Below are 18,072 nucleotides of genomic sequence, written 5' to 3'. Positions count from 1 at the left end.
GTTCGTCGTGTTGACTGCATGCGTGACTGACCAGCGGATGCCTTTGAGCGACGACGTCCTCGTCGACCGGCTGCGCGACGCCGGGCTGCGTGTCACCAAGCCCAAGCTCGCCACGCTGGCCGTGCTCGAGGAGGCCCGTGCCCGCCACGAGCATCTGCCGGTCGCTGCGGTGGCCGAGCGCGTGCGTGAGCGCATCGGAACGCTGTCCGCGCAGGGCGCGTACGACTGCCTCGACGCGCTCGTCGAGTCCGGGCTCGCCCGCCGCATCGAGCCCGCGGGTCAGCCGACGCTCTATGAGGCGCGGGTGCGCGACAACCACCACCACCTCGTCTGCCGCGGCTGCGGCCTCGTCACCGACGTCGACTGCACCGTCGGAGACGCCCTCTGCCTGACCCCGTCCGCCACCAACGGCTTCGTGCTCGACGAGGCCGAGGTGACGTTCTGGGGCCGCTGCCCGTCCTGCGCGGGCAGCACCGAAGCCTGACGCGGATCAGGAGGGGCGCCGGCACGGATTCGTGCGCGCGCCCCGAGAACCACACACAAAGGAGAACGATGACCGACGTCTCATCGATGCCACCCGCGCCCGGAGACGACCGCGAGGTCCTGACCAACCGTCAGGGGCACCCGGTCTACGACAACCAGAACCAGCGGACGGTCGGCGCCCGCGGCCCCGCCACGCTCGAGAACTACCAGTTCCTCGAGAAGATCAGCCACTTCGACCGCGAGCGCATCCCCGAGCGCGTCGTGCACGCCCGCGGCGCCGTCGCGTTCGGTCACTTCGAGGCGACGGGCCAGTGGGGCGACGAGCCGATCGCGAAGTACACCCGCGCCAAGCTCTTCAACACCCCCGGCAAGAAGACCGACATCGCGATCCGCTTCTCGACGGTCATCGGCGGCCGCGACTCGTCCGAGGCCGCCCGCGACCCCCGCGGCTTCGCGGTGAAGTTCTACACCGAGGACGGCAACTGGGACCTCGTGGGCAACAACCTCGGCGTCTTCTTCATCCGCGACGCCATCAAGTTCCCCGACGTCATCCACTCCCTCAAGCCCGACCCGGTGACCTTCCGTCAGGAGCCGGCGCGCATCTTCGACTTCATGTCGCAGACGCCGGAGGCGATGCACATGATCGTCAACCTCTTCAGCCCCCGCGGCATCCCGGCCAACTACCGCACCCAGCAAGGCTTCGGCGTCAACACCTACAAGTGGGTCAACGCCGAGGGCGAGACGAAGCTCGTGAAGTACCACTTCATGCCGAAGGCCGGCGTCGTCTCGATGACGGAGGAGGACGCCGCGAAGATCCAGGCCGGCGACCTCGGCCACGCGTCGAAGGACCTCTACGACGCGATCGAGCGCGGCGAGTACCCCGAGTGGGACCTCTACGTGCAGCTGATGGACGACGGTGAGCACCCCGAGCTCGACTTCGACCCCCTGGACGACACCAAGGTCTGGCCGGAGAACGTCTTCGAGCCGAAGCTCGTCGGCACGCTGCGCCTCACGAGCAACGTGCGCAACTTCTTCGCCGAGAACGAGCAGATCGCGTTCGGCACCGGCGTGCTCGTCGACGGCCTCGACTTCTCCGACGACAAGATGCTCGTCGGCCGCACGTTCTCCTACAGCGACGCCCAGCGCTACCGCGTCGGCCCGAACTACCTGCAGCTGCCGGTGAACCAGCCGAAGAACGCCCGCGTCGCGACAAACCAGCGCGACGGCCAGATGACGTACTACGTCGACAACGGCGGCGAGAACCCGCACGTGAACTACGAGCCCTCGATCACGGGCGGGCTGCGCGAGGCGCAGTACCCGACCCACGACGAGCAGGGCCCGGAGATCAGCGGCCGCCTCACGCGCAAGCGGATCCCGCTCACCAACGACTACCAGCAGGCCGGCGAGCGCTTCCTCCTGATGGAGCCGTGGGAGCAGGACGACCTCGTGAAGAACCTCGTGACCCTCATCGGTCAGGCGGCCCCCGAGGTGCAGCAGCGCATGGTGTGGCACTTCTTCATGTGCGAGGACTCGCTCGGCGCCCGCGTCGGCGAGGGCCTCGGCATCACCGCCGACGACGTGCGCGGCCTCAGGCCGCTCGCCAGCCAGACGCTGACCGAGGCGGAGCTCGAGCGCGCCGCGAACCTCGGCGCGAACGGCCCGCGCGACGTCGAGGGACTCACGATGACGCACTGCGTGCCCGACGCCCGGGTCCAGCTCGCCTGACCCGCGGATGACACGAGGGGGCGGATGCCGCGGGGCATCCGCCCCTTCCGCGTTCCTGCCGCGTCAGAACCGGAGCTGCCGTCGCCTACTGGCCGACCTGGCTCAGGCTTCCCGTCATCTCGGCGCCCGTGGGGTCGAAGAGGAGGCAGCTGACGAGGCGGTCGTCGGCCGCCCAGCTCGCCGAGGTCGGGGCGAAGTAGCTGATCTCGTACTTCGACTGGTTGTTGGGCACCCCGACGAACGCCTGGAACTGGGCGTCGCAGCCGGTCAGCGCCTGCTGGTCGACGTCGGCGGGGAAGTCTCCGTCGGGCAGCTCGAACTCGTGGTAGACCTCGAACCGATGCGGCTCCGCGCACGGGATGGCCTTGACGCTCGTGACCTCGCCCGAGCCGCCGTCGTCCGTGCTGAAGCAGTCGCCGGGCTGGAGCTCGAAGACGTCGATCCCGCTCTGCACCTCGACGATCTGCCCCGACCCGTCGCGTTCGAGAGCGGGTGCGTTGCCCGAGCAGCCTGTCAGCATGGCCCCGGAGGCGAGTATCGCCGCGATCGTCGTGGTGCGCCCCCGCATGGCTGCCTCCTCGGGTGAGAGTTCCTCTTCACCGTACCCAGCCGACCCTGATGGGAGGCAGGGGCGGCGCGCGGTCAGGGGCGCGGGATATAAAGAGGGGAGCCCATGACGAAGACATCCCCGCGCGCCACCCGGAATCCAGAAGAGCAGTTGAAGTGGCAGGCGTACTGGGTGTGCGTCGGCGTCGCCTGTCTCACCATCCTCGACCTGTCCAAGGTCAACGTGGGCCTGCCCGCGATCGAGCAGTCGCTCGGCGCCGGCCCCACCGAGCTGCAGCTCATCGTCGCTGGCTACGCGCTCGCGTTCGGCCTCACGCTCGTGCCCGCCGGCCGTCTCGGCGACCTGCGCTCCCGCAAGGCGATGTTCGTGATCGGCCTCAGCCTCTTCACCATCACGAGCCTCCTCTGCGCGATCGCGCCGAACGCCGCGCTGCTCGTGACCTTCCGCATCCTGCAGGGCGTCGCCGCCGGCATCCAGATGCCCCAGGTCATCGGGCTCATCCAGCAGCTCTTCCGCGGCCCCGAGCGCGGCCAGGCGTTCGGCCTGTTCGGCGCGGTCATCGGCCTGTCGACGGCGTTCGGCCCGACCGTCGGCGGTCTGCTCATCGCACTCGGCGGCCCCGAGGACGGGTGGCGCCTGCTGTTCTGGATGAACATCCCGCTCGGCATCCTCGCCCTGTTCTTCGCCCTGCGGCTGCTGCCCGCGCGCCAGCCCCACGAGGGCAAGGGCGGCGAGCTCGACCTCGCCGGCATCGTGCTGCTCGGCCTCGCCGTGTTCTGCCTCATGCTGCCGTTCGTGCTCACCACGGGCGGACCCGACGACGACCCCGCCCGCTGGCTGCTCCTCCTCGGCGTGCCGGTCTTCGGCGGAGCGTTCATCTGGTGGGAGAACCGCTACCGCCGCAGCGGCAAGTCGCCCGTCGTGCACTTCTCGCTCTTCCGCGAGTCGTCGTACCGCAACGGGCTGCTGGTCGCCACCGCGTACTTCGCCGCGCTGCCCGCGACGTTCCTCGTCACGACGCTCTACCTCCAGCAGGGGCTCGGTCTCGCGGCGGTCTTCGCGGGCATGGTGACGATCCCGTTCGCGCTCGTCTCGGCGTACACGTCGTGGATCGGCGGGCGCCTCGTCACGGCTCACGGCCGCAAGCTCGTCGTGATCGGCCTCGTGCTCGTGATCGCGGGCTTCGCGCTCGCGGTGCCCGCCGCCGTGCTCAGCCCGCCGGAGCTCAGCCCCTACCTGCTGAGCGCCGCGCTCATCCTCGCCGGCGCGGGTGGAGGCTTCGTGATCTCTCCCAATCAGACGCTGACCCTCGCCAACGTGCCCGTCGAGCAGGGCGGCGTTGCGGGCTCGATGACGCAGCTCGGGCAGCGCATCGGCACGGCCGTCGGCGTCGCCGCCGCGACCGCCGTCTTCTACGCGACGATCTACACGGAGCAGGGCGCCGAGCAGATCGTCGTGTACCACGACGCGTACCGCAACGGCATGTTCGTCGTCGGCGGGCTCATCGTGCTCGCGCTCGTCTTCGCGCTGTTCGACCTGCGCCAGCGGGTCGTGACGGGGGAGGACCCGCGCAGCTGAGCGCGCGAGTCGTGACGGGGGGAGACCCGCGCAGCTGAGCTCGCGAGTCGTCGCGGGTCGCTGGTCGACCGGCGCGAGCGGGTCGTCGCGCTGTTCGCACTGCCCGAGCCGTCCTGACGCCGAGAGGGTCGCGCCGCTGACCGAGGGTCCGGCGCCGCCCCGCGGACGCCGTCGGCTCAGGCCTCCGGGGTCGCCCGGAACACCCCGAGCACCGCGTCGTGCAGGTGCCCGTTGGTGGCGAGCGCCGAGCCGTGCTCGATGCCGGGCTCTCCGTCGACGGAGCTGAACCGGCCGCCCGCCTCGGTGACGATGGGCGCCACGGCGGCCATGTCCCACGGCTTGAGGTCGAACTCGCCCGCGATGTCGACGGTGCCCTCGGCGACCATCATGTACGACCACACCTCGCCGTACGCGCGGGTGCGCCAGACGCTGCGGGTCAGGGCGAGCAGGTCCTCGATGCGGCCCGCCTCGTCCCAGCCCTTGAGGCTGTTGTAGGAGACGGATGCATCGGCGAGCTGCGTCACGCCGCTCACCGCGAGGCGGCGGGGCTCGCCGCCGTGCTCCTGCAGCCACGCGCCGTGGCCCTCGGCGCCCCACCAGCGCCGCCCGAGCGCGGGCGCGCTGACGACGCCGAGCACGGGCACGCCGTCGACCGCGAGCGCGATGAGGGTCGCCCACACCGGCACGCCGCGCAGGAAGTTCGCCGTGCCGTCGATCGGGTCGACGATCCACTGCCGCGACGAGTCGCCCAGGGCGCCGAACTCCTCGCCGAGCAGGGCGTCGCCGGGACGGCTGCCCTCGAGGCGCTCGCGGATGCGCGACTCGATGCGCCGGTCGGCATCCGTCACCGGCGTGCGGTCGGGCTTCGCCGAGATCTCGAGATCGACCGACCGGTAGCGGTCGAGGCTGATGAGGTCGGCCTCGCCGGCGAGGGCGAGCGCGAGGGCGAGGTCGTCGTCGAGACGGAAGTCGGTCACCTCGTCAGCGTAGCGAGCGCTCCCGGGACGCCGGACGACGGCCAGACTCGAGCGCGCGGGGCGGCGGCATCCGCGGCAGCGCCGCCGGTCGGCGCAGCACGGTCGCCCGGGTCGAGCGCACCGACGGCGGCATCCGGCGGATGCACCGCCGTCCCCGTCACTTCGCGAGCGTCGCGAGCAGCCGCTGCAGCGAGTCGAGCCGCAGTCGCCCGCTGTCGCCGAGCCGGCCCTCCTCGACCGCCTCGACGATCGCGCAGTCGGGGGAGTCGGGCAGGTGCGTGCAGCCGCGGGGGCAGTCCTCGGCCACAGCGGCGAGGTCGCCGAAGGCGCGCAGGATGTTGTCGGGGTCGATGTGCCCGAGCCCGAAGGAGCGAACGCCCGGGGTGTCGATGATCCAGCCGGAGCCGATCCGCAGCCCGACCGTCGACGACGAGGTGTGCCGCCCCCGCCCGGTCACGGCGTTCACGACGCCCGTCGCCCGGTCGGCGCCCGGCACGAGCGCGTTGACGAGGGTCGACTTGCCCACGCCGGAGTGCCCGACCGCGACGGTGGTGTGCCCCTGCAGCGCCTCGGTGAGCTCGGCCAGCGGCTGCTCGTCGACGCTCGAGGTGAACACACGGAGGTCGAGGCCGGCGAAGTTGGCGAGGAAGGGCGCGGGGTCGGCGACATCCGTCTTGGTGATCACGAGGATGGGGTCGATTCCGGCGTCGAAGGCGGCGACGAGGTAGCGGTCGACGAGGCGCGGCCGCGGCTCGGGGTTCGCCGCCGCGACGACGATGAGCATCTGGTCGGCGTTCGCCACGATCACGCGCTCGACCTCGTCGGTGTCGTCGGCGCTGCGTCGCAGCAGGGTCTTGCGGTCCTGCACCCGCACGATGCGGGCGAGGCTGCCGGGCTCGCCGGTCACGTCGCCGACGAGGTCGACGATGTCGCCCGTGACGACGGCCTGGTTGCGCAGCTCGCGCGCGCGGGTCGCCGTGATCTCGTGCTCGTCGTCGGTGTCCTCCGCGACGACGACGCCGTAGCGGCCGCGGTCCACCGTGTACACGCGGCCCGCCACGGCATCCGCGTGCTCCGGCCGGATCTTCGTGCGCGGGCGGTTGCCCTTGGGGTTCGGGCGCGCGCGCACGCTCGACTCGTCGTACGAGCCGTACTCGTCGTCGTCCTCGTCGTCGGGCGGCAGCCAGCTCATCGGATCGCGCGCCCCGTCACAGCAGCAGCGAGAGCGGGTCGAGGGGAGCGGCGTCGAGGCCGAGCAGGTCGCGCCGCCAGAGCTCCGGGAACTCGGGCAGCGTCTTCGAGGTCGTGCCGATGTCGTCGATCTCGACATCCTCGACGGCGAGCCCGACGATCGCGCCGGCGGTCGCCATGCGGTGGTCCTCGTAGCTCGACCACACGCCGCCGTGCAGGGGAGCGGGTTCGAGCGCGAGCCCGTCGTCGAGCTCGGTCACGCGGCCGCCGAGGCGATTGAGCTCCGTCGCGAGCGCGGCGAGGCGGTCGGTCTCGTGTCCGCGCAGGTGGGCGATGCCCGTGATGCGCGAGGGGCCGGATGCCAGGGCGGCCAGCGCGACGAGCGCGGGCGCGAGCTCTCCGCCGTGGCTGAGGTCGAGGTCGACGCCGGGCAGCTCCCGTCCGCCGACGAGGCCCTCGCCGCCGTCGACCACGAGGGAGTCGCCGCGCGTCTCCACCCGGGCGCCGAACGCGGGCAGCAGCCGGGCGAGGTCGGCGCCCACCTGCGTCGTCTCGGCGGGCCAGTGGGGCACCTCGACCGTTCCACCGGCGACGACCGCCGCGGCGAGGAACGGGGCGGCGTTGGAGAGGTCGGGCTCGATGCGCACCTCGCGGCCCGCGATCGGCCCGGGCTCGACGACCCAGACGCCGACCTCGGGGGAGTGCACCGAGACGCCGCGCGCGCGGAGCGCATCGATCGTCATCTCGATGTGCGGCAGGCTCGGCAGCGTCTCGCCGGTGTGCCGGAGCACGAGGCCCTCGTCGAAGCGGGCCGCGGCGAGCAGCAGCCCGGAGACGAACTGGCTGGACGCGCTCGCGTCGATCGACAGCTCGCCGCCCCGCACCCGGCCGGTGCCGTAGACGCGGAAGGGGAGGGTGCCACGACCGTCGTCCTCGACGTCGACGCCGAGTGCGCGCAGCGAGTCGATGGTCGTGCGCATCGGGCGACGGCGGGCGCCGGCGTCGCCGTCGAACGCGACGGGTCCGGTGGCGAGCGCCGCGATCGGCGGCAGGAAGCGCATGACGGTGCCGGCGAGGCCGGTGTCGATCGACGTCGAGCCGGTGAGCTCGCCGGGGGTGAGCTCGAGGTCGGCGCCGAAGCGGTTGTCGGAGGGCAGCTCCGCCACGCGGCATCCGAGAGCCGAGAGCGCCTCGATCATGAGCGCGCTGTCGCGGGAGTGCAGCGGCGTGCGCAGGATGCTCGGGGCGTCGGCGAGGGCGCTCAGCACGAGCTCGCGGTTCGTCAGGCTCTTCGATCCGGGCAGGGCGACGACCGCGGAGAGCGGCCGCGTCGCGACCGGCGCCGGCCAGGTGCCCTCGGCACTGCGCCGCTCGGTCGTCCCGTCGCCGTAGGGGTCGAACTCGGGCCCGGAATAGCGGAACACCTGCATGGGTTATCAGGGTAGTGGCAGGGCCGGAAGGAGAGAGCATGACGCAGGTGCTGGAGCGACCGCTCGCACGCGTCTTCGCGCTCGCGGGGGCCTGGCAGACGCGCACCCTAGAATCGGGCGCGATGAGCGACACAGTGCCTGACGCCGGGGCGGAGCGGGACTTCGAGGCCGACGAGGTCGAGACGGCTGCGGAAGAGCAGCCGGACGGCGATCGTCGAGCCCTCTTCGAGGAGCAGGCGCTGCCTTTCATGGACCAGCTGTACGCGGCGGGACTGCGGATGACGCGCAACTCGTCCGACGCCGGTGACCTCGTGCAGGAGACCTACGCCAAGGCGTACGCGGCGTTCGGCCAGTTCAAGCAGGGCACGAACCTGCGGGCCTGGCTGTACCGCATCCTCACGAACACCTTCATCAACAACTACCGCAAGAACCAGCGGAACCCGTATCAGGGCACGATCGACGACCTCGAGGACTGGCAGCTCGGCAGCGCCGAGTCGGCCACCTCGTCGAGCACCCGGTCGGCCGAGCTCGAGGCGATCGACCACCTGCCCTCGAGCGCCGTCCGCGACGCGCTCCAGTCGATCCCCGAGGACTTCCGCCTCGCGGTCTACTTCGCGGATGTCGAGGGTTTCTCCTACCAGGAGATCGCCGACATCATGAAGACCCCCGTCGGCACCGTGATGAGCCGCCTGCACCGCGGCCGTCGCCTGCTGAGGGAACTGCTTGCCGATTACGCGCGGGAACGGGGAATGACCGCCGCGACCATTCCTGGGAGGACGAAGTGACGGACTGCGGTTGCGACAAGGCGAAAGCCGAGCTCGAGGAGTATCTCCACAACGAGTTGAGCGCCGAGGACTTCCGTGACATCACGGATCACATGGCGAACTGCGAGGACTGCAGCGAGGAGCATCTCGTCGGCCTCAAGCTGACGGCTCGCGTGCAGGAGGCCTGCCGCGAAAAGGCGCCCGCGGAGCTGCGGGACGCCATCCTCTCGCGGCTCACCGCTCGCGCCTGAGCGCTGACGCACCGGCCGGCGGGCGACGCGCCCGACGTCCCTGCCGACACGACGAAGCCCCCGCCCCTCCGAGGAGAGCGGGGGCTTCGTCGTTCGCGGACTAGAGCGACAGGGCCTTGTCGATCAGGGCCGTCTGCTCCTGCGCGCTGCGCTTGGTCGACCCGGCCGCGGGCGACGCCGACGCGGGGCGAGACGACACTCCGAGCTGGCGACCGTCGAGGTGCTTCGGCAGGTTGAAGCAGATGAACGGCCAGGCGCCCTGGTTCTCCGGCTCCTCCTGCGTCCACACGAGCTCGGCCTGCGGGTAGCGGGCGAGCACCGCCTTGAGCTCCTCGACGGGCAGCGGGTGGTACTGCTCGAGGCGCACGAGGGCGATGTCCTGCTGGGCGCCACGCTTCTCACGCTCCGTCAGCAGGTCGTAGTGGATCTTGCCGGAGTGCAGCACGACGCGCTTCACCGCCGACGGGTCGGTGATGGTGCGGTCGTCGAGCACGGGCTCGAAGCGCCCGGTCGTGAACTCCTCGACGTCGCTCGTCGCACCGCGCAGGCGGAGCATCGCCTTCGGGGTGAAGACGACGAGCGGGCGGCGGGGCCGGGCGTAGGCCTGGCGGCGCAGCAGGTGGAAGTACGACGCCGGCGTCGACGGACGCGCGATCGTCATGTTCTCCTCGGCCGCGAGCTGCAGGTAGCGCTCGATGCGGGCGGACGAGTGGTCCGGTCCCTGGCCCTCGTAACCGTGGGGGAGCAGCAGCACGACGCTCGAGCGCTGGCCCCACTTCTGCTCGGCGCTGGAGATGAACTCGTCGATGACGATCTGCGCGCCGTTGGCGAAGTCGCCGAACTGCGCCTCCCACAGCACGAGCGCGTCGGCCCGCTCGACCGAGTAGCCGTACTCGAAGCCCATCACTGCGTACTCGCTGAGCAGCGAGTCGTAGATCCAAAGGCGGCCCTGGTTGTCGCTGAGGTTCGCCAGCGGCAGCCATTCCTGGCCGTTCTCGCGGTCGTGCAGCACGGCGTGACGCTGCACGAAGGTGCCGCGGCGGCTGTCCTGACCGGAGAGGCGCACCGGGGTGTTCTCGAGCAGCAGCGACCCGAAGGCGAGGAGCTCGCCGAAGGCCCAGTCGATGCCGCCGTTGCGGCTCATGTCGACCCGCTTCTTCAGCAGCGCCTTGAGCTTCGTGTGCACCGTGAAACCGGCCGGGATGTTCTCGTGCGCGTCACCGATCTTCTCGATGACGGAGCGCTCGACACCGGTCGACTCCGGCTCGCCCGCGGCGTCGTCGCGCTGCGAGCCGGGGCGCTCGAGGTCGCTCGGCGAGTTGCCGTCCTGCGTGACGATCGGCATCGAGCCGGTCTGCGCGGCGTGCGTCTCGGCGAAAGCGCGCTCGAGGCGGTCCTGGAAGTCGCGGTGCGCGGCCTCGTGCTCCTCCTCGGTGATGTCACCGCGACCGACGAGGGCCTCGGTGTACAGGGTGCGGACGCTGCGCTTGGCCTCGATGAGGTTGTACATCAGCGGCTGCGTCATCGACGGGTCGTCGCCCTCGTTGTGTCCGCGGCGGCGGTAGCAGATGAGGTCGATGACGACGTCGCGCTTGAACTCCTGGCGGTACGCGAACGCGAGCTCCGCGACGCGGACGACGGCCTCGGGGTCGTCGCCGTTCACGTGGAAGATCGGCGCCTGGACGGTCTTCGCCACGTCGGTCGAGTAGACCGAGCTGCGGCCCTCGCCCGGAGGCGTGGTGAAGCCGACCTGGTTGTTGACGACGACGTGGATCGTGCCGCCCGTGCGGTAGCCGCGCAGCTGCGAGAGCTGCATCGTCTCGAGCACGATGCCCTGACCGGCCATGGCCGCGTCGCCGTGCAGGAGGATCGGCAGCACGTTGAACGAGCCGATCGGCTGGCGGTCCTGCTTCGCGCGCACGATGCCCTCGAGCACGCCGTCGACGGCCTCGAGGTGCGACGGGTTCGCGGCGAGGTACACCGGCATCTGCTTGCCGCTGGCGCTCGTGAAGGTGCCCTCGGTGCCGAGGTGGTACTTCACGTCACCGGAGCCCTGCACGGTGCGCGGGTCCTGCGTGCCCTCGAACTCGCGGAAGATCTGCCCGTACGTCTTGCCGGCGATGTTGGCGAGCACGTTCAGGCGGCCGCGGTGGGCCATGCCGATCGCGACCTCGCTCAGCCCGGCATCCGCGGCGCCCTGCAGCACCGCGTCGAGCAGCGCGATCGTCGACTCGCCGCCCTCCAGGCTGAAGCGCTTCTGGCCGACGTACTTGGTCTGCAGGAACGTCTCGAACGCCTCGGCCTCGTTGAGGCGGCCGAGGATGCGCAGCTGCTCGTCCTTCGTGGGCTTGCTGTAGGGCACCTCGAGGTGCTCCTGCATCCACTTGCGCTGCTTCGGGTCCTGGATGTGCATGTACTCCACACCGACGGTGCGGCAGTACGAGTCGCGGAGCACGCCGAGGATGTCGCGCAGCTTCATCTGGCGACGCCCGCCGAAGCCGGCGGTCACGAACTCGCGGTCGAGGTCCCAGAAGGTGAGTCCGTGCGACGCGATGTCGAGGTCGGGGTGCGAGCGCTGCACGTACTCCAGCGGGTCGACGTCGGCCATGAGGTGGCCGCGCACCCGGTAGGAGTTGATGAGCTCGTGCACGCGAGCGGTCTTGTTGATCGCGTCGGCGAGGTCGACGTGAACGTCGGTGCCCCAGCGGATCGGCTCGTAGGGGATGCGCAGCGCCGAGAAGATGTCCTCGTAGAAGTCGCGCTGCCCGATGAGCAGCTCGTGCACCTTCTTGAGGAACTCGCCGGAGCCGGCGCCCTGGATGACGCGGTGGTCGTAGGTCGACGTCAGCGTGATGGTCTTGCCGATGCCGAGCTCGATGAGCGTGTGCTCGGCGGCGCCCTGGAACTCGGCCGGGTACTCGAGGGCACCGGCGCCGATGATCGAGCCCTGCCCTTTCATCAGACGCGGCACCGAGTGCACCGTGCCGAGGCCGCCGGGGTTGGTCAGCGAGATCGTCGTGCCGGCGAAGTCGCCCGCCGTGAGCTTGTTGCTGCGGGCCTTCTTGACGAGGTCCTCGTAGGCGGAGACGAACTCCGCGAAGGTCATCGTCTCGGTGCGCTTGATCGAGGGCACGAGCAGCGAACGGGTGCCGTCCGGCTTGGGCAGGTCGATCGCGATGCCGAGGTTGATGTGCGCGGGATTGACGACGACGGGCTTGCCGTCGCGCTCGTCGTAGTAGACGTTCTGGCTCGGGAACTCCTTGAGCGTCTGCACCATCGCCCAGGCGATGAGGTGCGTGAAGGAGACCTTGCCGCCGCGCGTGCGCTTGAGGTGGTTGTTGATGACGATGCGGTTGTCGATCATCAGCTTCGCGGGGATGGTGCGCACGCTCGTCGCGGTCGGCACCGTGAGGCTCGCGTCCATATTGCTCGCGAGCGTCTTCGACATGCCGCGCAGCGGGGTGACGACGTCCTCGCCCTCGGGCGCCTGCTGACCGGCATCCGACCGCGGCGCCTCCGCGGGGATCGGCTGCGGCTTGGGCTGCACGCTCGTGGTGCGCGCCACCGGCTGGCCGGGAGCCTGGTGCGGCTTCACGTCGCCGCCGCCGGTGGTGGTCACCTCGGCGGGGATCTGCGGCTCGGCGCCCACGGCGTGCTCGCTCGGGCCGTGGCCACCGGCAGCCGCGGAGGACTCGTCGACCTCCTGCACGGGCGCCTCCTCGACGGGGCGGGCGCCGCCCGGCTGCGAGTCGGCGGGAGCGGTCGCGGGCACCGTGGTGCCGACGGCACCCTCAGGGGCGCTCTGCTCGGCCTGCCCGTTCGACGGGGCCTGCTGTCCGTTCGGCGACGGAGCCTGCTGCCCGTTCGCCGGCGAAGCCTGGCCGCCCTGCTTGTGCGCGTGGTAGCTCTCCAGCACCGGCCACCACGATTGGTCCACCGAGTTCTTGTCCCGGAGGTACTGCTCGTACAGTTCCTCGACGAGCCATTCGTTGGCACCGAACTCGCCCGGGGCGCCACCCTCGGGGACGAGCCCGGTCACTTGGCTAGACACAGCCGACCGCCCACTCTCACATCAATCGCGCCTGGCGAGCCTCCGCTGGCATCGCCTCATCAAGCTTAAGGGAGATGGCAAGCGCTCGCCGACCTCCCACACCCCTCTGCGCAGACCTGCGGGCCTACCCTGATCCCATGCGCTTCTACGACCACGTGGCCCAGGCGACGCACGATCTGACGTACTCCGACGTGTTCCTCGTGCCGAGCCGATCCAACGTCACGAGCCGCCTCGACGTCTCGCTCGCGACGACCGACGGCACGGGCGCGCAGATCCCGATCGTGGCCGCGAACATGAACTCCGTCACTGGCCCGCGGCTCGCCGCGACGCTCGCCCGCCGGGGCGGTCTCGGCGTGCTCCCGCAGGACATGCCGCTGCAGCAGCTCGACGCCGCGATCCGCTGGGTCAAGGAGCAGCCCGTCGCCTTCGACACGCCCTTCGAGCTGTCGCCGGATGCCACGGTCGCCGAGGCCCTCCGCGCGGTCCCGGCCGTGAAGGGTCACGGCATCGTGCTGCGCGAGAAGTCGGGGGAGTACCTCGGCTGCATCGTCGCCTCGCGGCTCGGCACGGCGCTGCCCGACGCCAGGCTCGGCGACCTGCTGCACGGGCGGCTCGCCTCGATCGACGCCGAGGACATCACCTCGCCGCGTGCCGCCTTCGACCTCCTCGTCGCGGCCGACCTCGACTTCGCGCCCGTGCTCCGGCACGGCCACCTCGTCGGCACGCTGAGCCGCACGAGCGCGCTCCGCTCCACCCTCTACAAGCCCGCCCTCGATGCATCCGGCCGCCTCCGCGTCGCCGCCGCCGTCGGCATCAACGGCGACGTCGCCGGCAAGGCCAAGGCGCTCGCCGCCGCGGGCGTCGACGTGCTCGTGCTCGACACGGCGCACGGCCACCAGGAGGGCATGCTCAAGGCGATCCACGCCGTCGCGCAGCTGAAGCTGCCGATCCCGATCGTGGCGGGCAACGTCGTGACCGGCGACGCCGTGCGCGACCTCGTCCGCGCGGGCGCGCAGATCATCAAGGTCGGCGTCGGCCCCGGCGCGATGTGCACGACGCGCATGATGACCGCGGTCGGGCGCCCCCAGTTCTCCGCGGTGCTCGAGACCGCCGAGGCGGCTCGCGAGCTCGGTGCCCACGTCTGGGCCGACGGGGGAGTGCGCTACCCGCGCGACGTCGCCCTCGCCCTCGCCGCCGGCGCGTCGAGCGTCATGATCGGCAGCTGGTTCGCCGGCACGATCGAGGCGCCGGGAACGCTCGAGACGGATGACTCGGGCCGACTGTTCAAGCAGAGCTGGGGCATGGCCTCGACCAAGGCGGTTCACGAGCGCTTCGGGCGGCTCGACCCCTACGAGCTCGCGCGAAAGGAGCTCTTCGCCGAGGGGATCTCGTCGTCGAAGATCTACCTCGACCCGCTGCGGCCGAGCGTCGAGGACCTCGTCGACATGATCACGTCGGGCGTCCGCAGCTCGTTCACCTACGCAGGCGCGTCGAACCTCACGGAGTTTTTCCAGCGTGCCCTCGTCGGGCTGCAGAGCGCCTCGGGCTACGAGGAGGGCAAGGCCCTCCCGGTCTCGTGGTGAGCCCCGCGGGCGGGCGATCGCGGTGACGCGGGTCCTCGTCCTCGGCGGCACGTCGTGGCTCGGCGGCGAGGTGGCCCGGCAATGGGTCGCCCGCGGCGCCGACGTGACCTGTCTCGCGCGCGGCCTGTCGGGCGAGGTCCCGCCGGGGGCGAACCTCGTCCGGGTGGACCGGCTCGAGCCCGGCGCGTACGACGAGGTCTCGCGCTCCGAGTGGGACGAGGTCGTCGAGGTCGCCTGGGAGGCGCCGCTCGTGACCGGAGCGCTCGACGCGCTCGCCGCCCGGGCCGCGCACTGGACGCTCGTGTCGAGCATCTCCGTCTACGCCCGTTCCGACGAGCCCGGCGCGGACGAGTCGGCCGAGCTGCTGCCCGGCACAGACCTCGAGGACTACGGCCACGCCAAGGTCGCCGCCGAGCGGGCCTCCGCCGCGGCGCTCGGCGACCGGCTCCTCGTCGCACGCGCCGGACTCATCGTGGGGCCCGGCGACCGGAGCGACCGCTTCGGCTACTGGGTGGGACGGATGGCGCTCGCCGGCTCCGAAGACGTGCTCGCCCCGACGCTCGCGGGCCGCACCGCCCAGGTCATCGACGTGGAGGATCTCGCCGCGTTCCTCGTGCTGGGCGGCGCGGCAGGCCTCGCCGCCGTCGTCAACGCCACCGGGCCCGTCCTGCCGCTGCAGGGGGTGCTCCGGGTCGCGGCCGACGTGGCCGGGTTCAGCGGCCGGCTGCGGGAGGCCACCGACGAGCAGCTCGAGGCTGCGGAGGTGCAGCCCTGGGCCGGGCCGCGCTCGCTGCCGCTCTGGCTGCCGGCCGGCATGGAGGGCTTCGCCCAGCGCGACATCCGCCGGTTCCTCGCCGCGGGAGGCTCGCCGCGGGACATCCGCCCGACGCTCGAACGCACGCTCGACGACGAGCGCCGGCGCGGGCTCGATCGGGAGCGCCGCTCGGGCCTCCGGCGGCAGGAGGAGCTCGCCGTGCTCGCCTCGCTCTGAGGACGACTCGGGAGAAAGCGCGAGGGGCTGGCTCTATACTCGCCTGACAATGGACGACCCTCCTTCTAGTACGGCGCCCGCGTGTACGAACTGATCCTGTTGCTGGTCGGTGTCGTGCTGAGCGTGGGCACCGGTCTCTTCGTGGCGAGTGAATTCGCCCTCGTCAACCTCGACCGCGCAGACCTCGAGGCGCGTCAGGAGCGCGGCGAACGCCGCCTCGGCACCGTTATCGGCGCGCTCAAGATCACCTCGACGCACCTTTCGAGCGCGCAACTCGGCATCACCCTCACGACGCTGCTCGCCGGGTACACGCTCGAGCCCGCGCTCACGAGCTTCCTCCGGCCACCGCTCGCCGCAGCGGGGGTGCCCGAGGGCGTCATCGCCGTCGTGTCGCCGATCCTCGCCGTCGCCATCGCGACCCTCGTGTCGATGATCCTCGGCGAGCTCGTGCCCAAGAACTTCGCGCTCGCGATCCCGCGGCAGACGGCGAAGCTCGTCGTGCCGTTCCAGGTGCTCTTCACGACCGTGTTCCGGCCGTTCGTCGCGCTGCTCAACGGCAGCGCCAACGTGCTGCTGCGGGCGATCGGCATCGAGCCTAAGGAGGAGCTCTCCTCCGCGCGCACCGCCGACGAGCTCACCTCGCTCGTGCGCCGCAGCGCGCAAGAGGGTGCCCTGCCGAGCGACACCGCGACGCTGCTGGCCCGCGCGCTCGCGTTCGGCGACCTCACCGCGAGCGACGTGATGACCCCGCGCCCACGCGTCGTCAGCGTCGCCCGCGACGAGCCCGCCGACCGCATCATCGAGCTCGCCCGCACGACCGGGTTCTCCCGCTTCCCCGTGACCGACGACGGCATCGACGACGTCGTCGGACTCGTGCACGTCAAGCAGGCCGTCGCCGTTCCGCGCGAGCGCCGCGCCGAGGTGCCCGCGGGCGCCCTGCAGTCCGAGGCGCTGCGCGTGCCCGAGACGATGGGGCTCGACAGCCTGCTCGGCGAGCTCCGCGGCCGCGGCTACCAGATGGCCGTCGTGCTCGACGAGTACGGCGGCACCGCCGGCGTCGCGACCCTCGAGGACCTCGTCGAGGAACTCGTCGGCGAGGTCTCCGACGAGCACGACCGCTCCCGCGTCGGCGTCGTGCGCTCGCGCGGCTGGCTGACCTTCCCCGGCCTGCTCCGTCCCGACGAGCTGCTCGACCGCGCCGGCGTGACCGTGCCGGAGGACGGCCCCTACGAGACGATCGGCGGCTTCCTCATGTCCGAGCTCGGCCGCCTGCCCAAGGTCGGCGACACCGTGCGCATCGACGGCGGCACCTTCCGCGTCGAGCGCCTCGAGGGGCGCCGCATCGACCGCATCCGCTACACGCCGGACCCCGTCGAGGCGGATGCCGAGGAGGTGCAGCGATGAACGACTGGTTCGGCATCCTCTGGCTCGTGATCCTGCTCGCCGGCAACGCGTTCTTCGTCGGCGCCGAGTTCGCCGTGATCTCGGCCCGCCGCTCGCAGATCGAGCCGAAGGCGGAGGCCGGCGGCCGCGCCGCCAAGACCGCGCTCTGGGCGATGGAGCACGCGACGCTCATGCTCGCCGCGTCGCAGCTCGGCATCACCGTCTGCTCGCTGCTCATCCTCAACGTCTCCGAGCCGGCGATCCACCACCTGCTCGAGGGCCCTCTGCACCTGATCGGGCTGCCCGACGCGGCCGCCGACACGGTGGCGTTCGTCATCGCTCTCGTGCTCGTGACGTTCCTGCACGTCGTGCTCGGCGAGATGGTGCCGAAGAACCTCTCGTTCTCGGTGCCCGACCGCGCGGTGCTGATCCTCGCCCCGCCGCTCGTCGGCTTCGGCCGGGTGTTCCGCCCGATCATCGGCTCCCTCAACTGGCTCGCGAACGCGGTCGTGCGGCTGTTCGGCGTCGAGCCGAAGGACGAGGCGACGAGCGCGTTCACCGTCGAGGAGGTGCAGACGATCGTGCGGGCGTCGACCCGCGAGGGCATGCTCACCGACACCACCGGCACGCTCGGCAACGCGTTCGAGTTCACGACCAAGACGGTCGACGACGTCGCGATCCCGCTCGGGCCGCTCGTCACGCTGTCGGAAGCGGCGACGCCGTCGGACGTCGAGCGCGCCGTCGCCCAGCACGGCTACTCCCGCTACGTGCTCGTGGACGACGACGGAGAGCCCACGGGCTACCTGCACCTGAAGGACGTCATCGACCTGCGCGAGGACGAGTTCGACGAGCCGGTGCCCCCCAAGCGCATCCGCCAGCTCATCTCGATCTTCCGCGGCACCGAGCTCGAGGACGCCCTCGCGACGATGCGCCGCGTCGGCGTGCACCTCGCGCGCGCGTTCGACGAGAACGGCCGCACGACCGGCGTGCTCTTCCTCGAGGACATCATCGAGGAGCTCGTCGGCGAGGTGCAGGACGCCACGAGGCGCCGCTAGCCGGGAGCGGATGCCGTCGGTGCGCGCCTCCTGGGCGTCGCA

At 71.3% G+C, this 18,072-nt stretch carries 15 protein-coding genes; 9 read left to right on the top strand and 6 right to left on the bottom strand.

Translation table 11 applies throughout. The features are described 5' to 3' along the window. Positions 1-37: 37 nt before the first annotated feature. Both JUB10_RS00465 and JUB10_RS00460 read left to right on the top strand, forming a co-directional pair. Positions 38-484: a Fur family transcriptional regulator gene (locus tag JUB10_RS00465; RefSeq protein ID WP_207454349.1), complete on the top strand. Its 447-nt coding sequence runs from the start codon at positions 38-40 to the stop codon at positions 482-484. A 68-nt stretch (positions 485-552) separates the two neighbouring features. Beyond that, positions 553-2,208 (top strand): catalase, encoded by a 1,656-nt coding sequence (locus JUB10_RS00460; protein WP_207453251.1) that lies wholly within the window; start codon positions 553-555, stop codon positions 2,206-2,208. 85 nt (positions 2,209-2,293) lie between these two features. On the opposite strand, the gene JUB10_RS00455 is transcribed toward JUB10_RS00460, so the two are convergent. Further along, the gene (locus JUB10_RS00455; RefSeq protein WP_207453249.1) at positions 2,294-2,776 is read right to left on the bottom strand and encodes a septum formation family protein; all 483 of its coding nucleotides are present in this window, start codon (positions 2,774-2,776) and stop codon (positions 2,294-2,296) included. 105 nt (positions 2,777-2,881) lie between these two features. Between JUB10_RS00455 and JUB10_RS00450 the strand changes: the two genes are divergently transcribed. Next, positions 2,882-4,354: an MFS transporter gene (locus tag JUB10_RS00450; protein ID WP_207453247.1), complete on the top strand. Its 1,473-nt coding sequence runs from the start codon at positions 2,882-2,884 to the stop codon at positions 4,352-4,354. Between the two features lie 176 nt (positions 4,355-4,530). On the opposite strand, the gene JUB10_RS00445 is transcribed toward JUB10_RS00450, so the two are convergent. From JUB10_RS00445 to aroA, 4 genes are read right to left on the bottom strand one after another with little or no spacing between them, the layout of a single operon-like run. Continuing rightward, complete coding sequence (locus tag JUB10_RS00445) at positions 4,531-5,331, bottom strand: inositol monophosphatase family protein (protein ID WP_207453245.1); 801 nt, start codon at positions 5,329-5,331, stop codon at positions 4,531-4,533. Beyond that, entirely contained in the window at positions 5,328-5,492 is a 165-nt protein-coding gene (locus tag JUB10_RS00440) for a hypothetical protein (protein ID WP_207453243.1), read from the bottom strand. Before JUB10_RS00440 ends, JUB10_RS00445 begins: the two co-directional genes overlap by 4 nt. After that, complete coding sequence (gene rsgA / locus JUB10_RS00435) at positions 5,489-6,523, bottom strand: ribosome small subunit-dependent GTPase A (RefSeq protein WP_207453241.1); 1,035 nt, start codon at positions 6,521-6,523, stop codon at positions 5,489-5,491. The genes JUB10_RS00440 and rsgA overlap by 4 nt, the downstream gene beginning before the upstream one ends. Positions 6,524-6,539: 16 nt before the next feature. Beyond that, on the bottom strand, positions 6,540-7,952 hold the full coding sequence (aroA, locus tag JUB10_RS00430) for a 3-phosphoshikimate 1-carboxyvinyltransferase (RefSeq protein WP_207453239.1): 1,413 nt from the start codon (positions 7,950-7,952) through the stop codon (positions 6,540-6,542). A 122-nt stretch (positions 7,953-8,074) separates the two neighbouring features. Between aroA and JUB10_RS00425 the strand changes: the two genes are divergently transcribed. Beyond that, a complete protein-coding gene (locus tag JUB10_RS00425) occupies positions 8,075-8,737 on the top strand; it encodes a sigma-70 family RNA polymerase sigma factor (protein WP_207454348.1) in 663 nt (220 codons plus the stop codon). Next, on the top strand, positions 8,734-8,967 hold the full coding sequence (locus tag JUB10_RS00420; RefSeq protein ID WP_207453237.1) for a zf-HC2 domain-containing protein: 234 nt from the start codon (positions 8,734-8,736) through the stop codon (positions 8,965-8,967). Before JUB10_RS00425 ends, JUB10_RS00420 begins: the two co-directional genes overlap by 4 nt. Before the next feature lie 100 nt (positions 8,968-9,067). Here the strand turns inward: JUB10_RS00420 and JUB10_RS00415 are convergent, their stop codons facing one another. Then, entirely contained in the window at positions 9,068-13,018 is a 3,951-nt protein-coding gene (locus JUB10_RS00415) for a multifunctional oxoglutarate decarboxylase/oxoglutarate dehydrogenase thiamine pyrophosphate-binding subunit/dihydrolipoyllysine-residue succinyltransferase subunit (protein ID WP_207453235.1), read from the bottom strand. 137 nt (positions 13,019-13,155) lie between these two features. Between JUB10_RS00415 and guaB1 the strand changes: the two genes are divergently transcribed. The 4 genes from guaB1 to JUB10_RS00395 all read left to right on the top strand — a co-directional run bounded on the left by guaB1 (position 13,156) and on the right by JUB10_RS00395 (position 18,030). Continuing rightward, positions 13,156-14,601: a GMP reductase gene (gene guaB1, locus JUB10_RS00410; protein ID WP_207453233.1), complete on the top strand. Its 1,446-nt coding sequence runs from the start codon at positions 13,156-13,158 to the stop codon at positions 14,599-14,601. Positions 14,602-14,623: 22 nt separating this feature from the next. Beyond that, positions 14,624-15,592, top strand: coding sequence for an NAD-dependent epimerase/dehydratase family protein (locus JUB10_RS00405; protein WP_207453232.1), 969 nt, complete (start codon positions 14,624-14,626; stop codon positions 15,590-15,592). Between the two features lie 81 nt (positions 15,593-15,673). Then, positions 15,674-16,996: a hemolysin family protein gene (locus JUB10_RS00400; RefSeq protein ID WP_207453231.1), complete on the top strand. Its 1,323-nt coding sequence runs from the start codon at positions 15,674-15,676 to the stop codon at positions 16,994-16,996. Continuing rightward, on the top strand, positions 16,993-18,030 hold the full coding sequence (locus tag JUB10_RS00395) for a hemolysin family protein (RefSeq protein ID WP_207453230.1): 1,038 nt from the start codon (positions 16,993-16,995) through the stop codon (positions 18,028-18,030). The genes JUB10_RS00400 and JUB10_RS00395 overlap by 4 nt, the downstream gene beginning before the upstream one ends. The last annotated feature ends 42 nt before the right edge of the window (positions 18,031-18,072 follow it).

The sequence above is a fragment of the Desertivibrio insolitus genome (assembly GCF_017355965.1).
GTDB lineage: Bacteria > Actinomycetota > Actinomycetes > Actinomycetales > Microbacteriaceae > JAFIQW01.
This window is presented reverse-complemented; position numbering and strand designations above follow the sequence as displayed.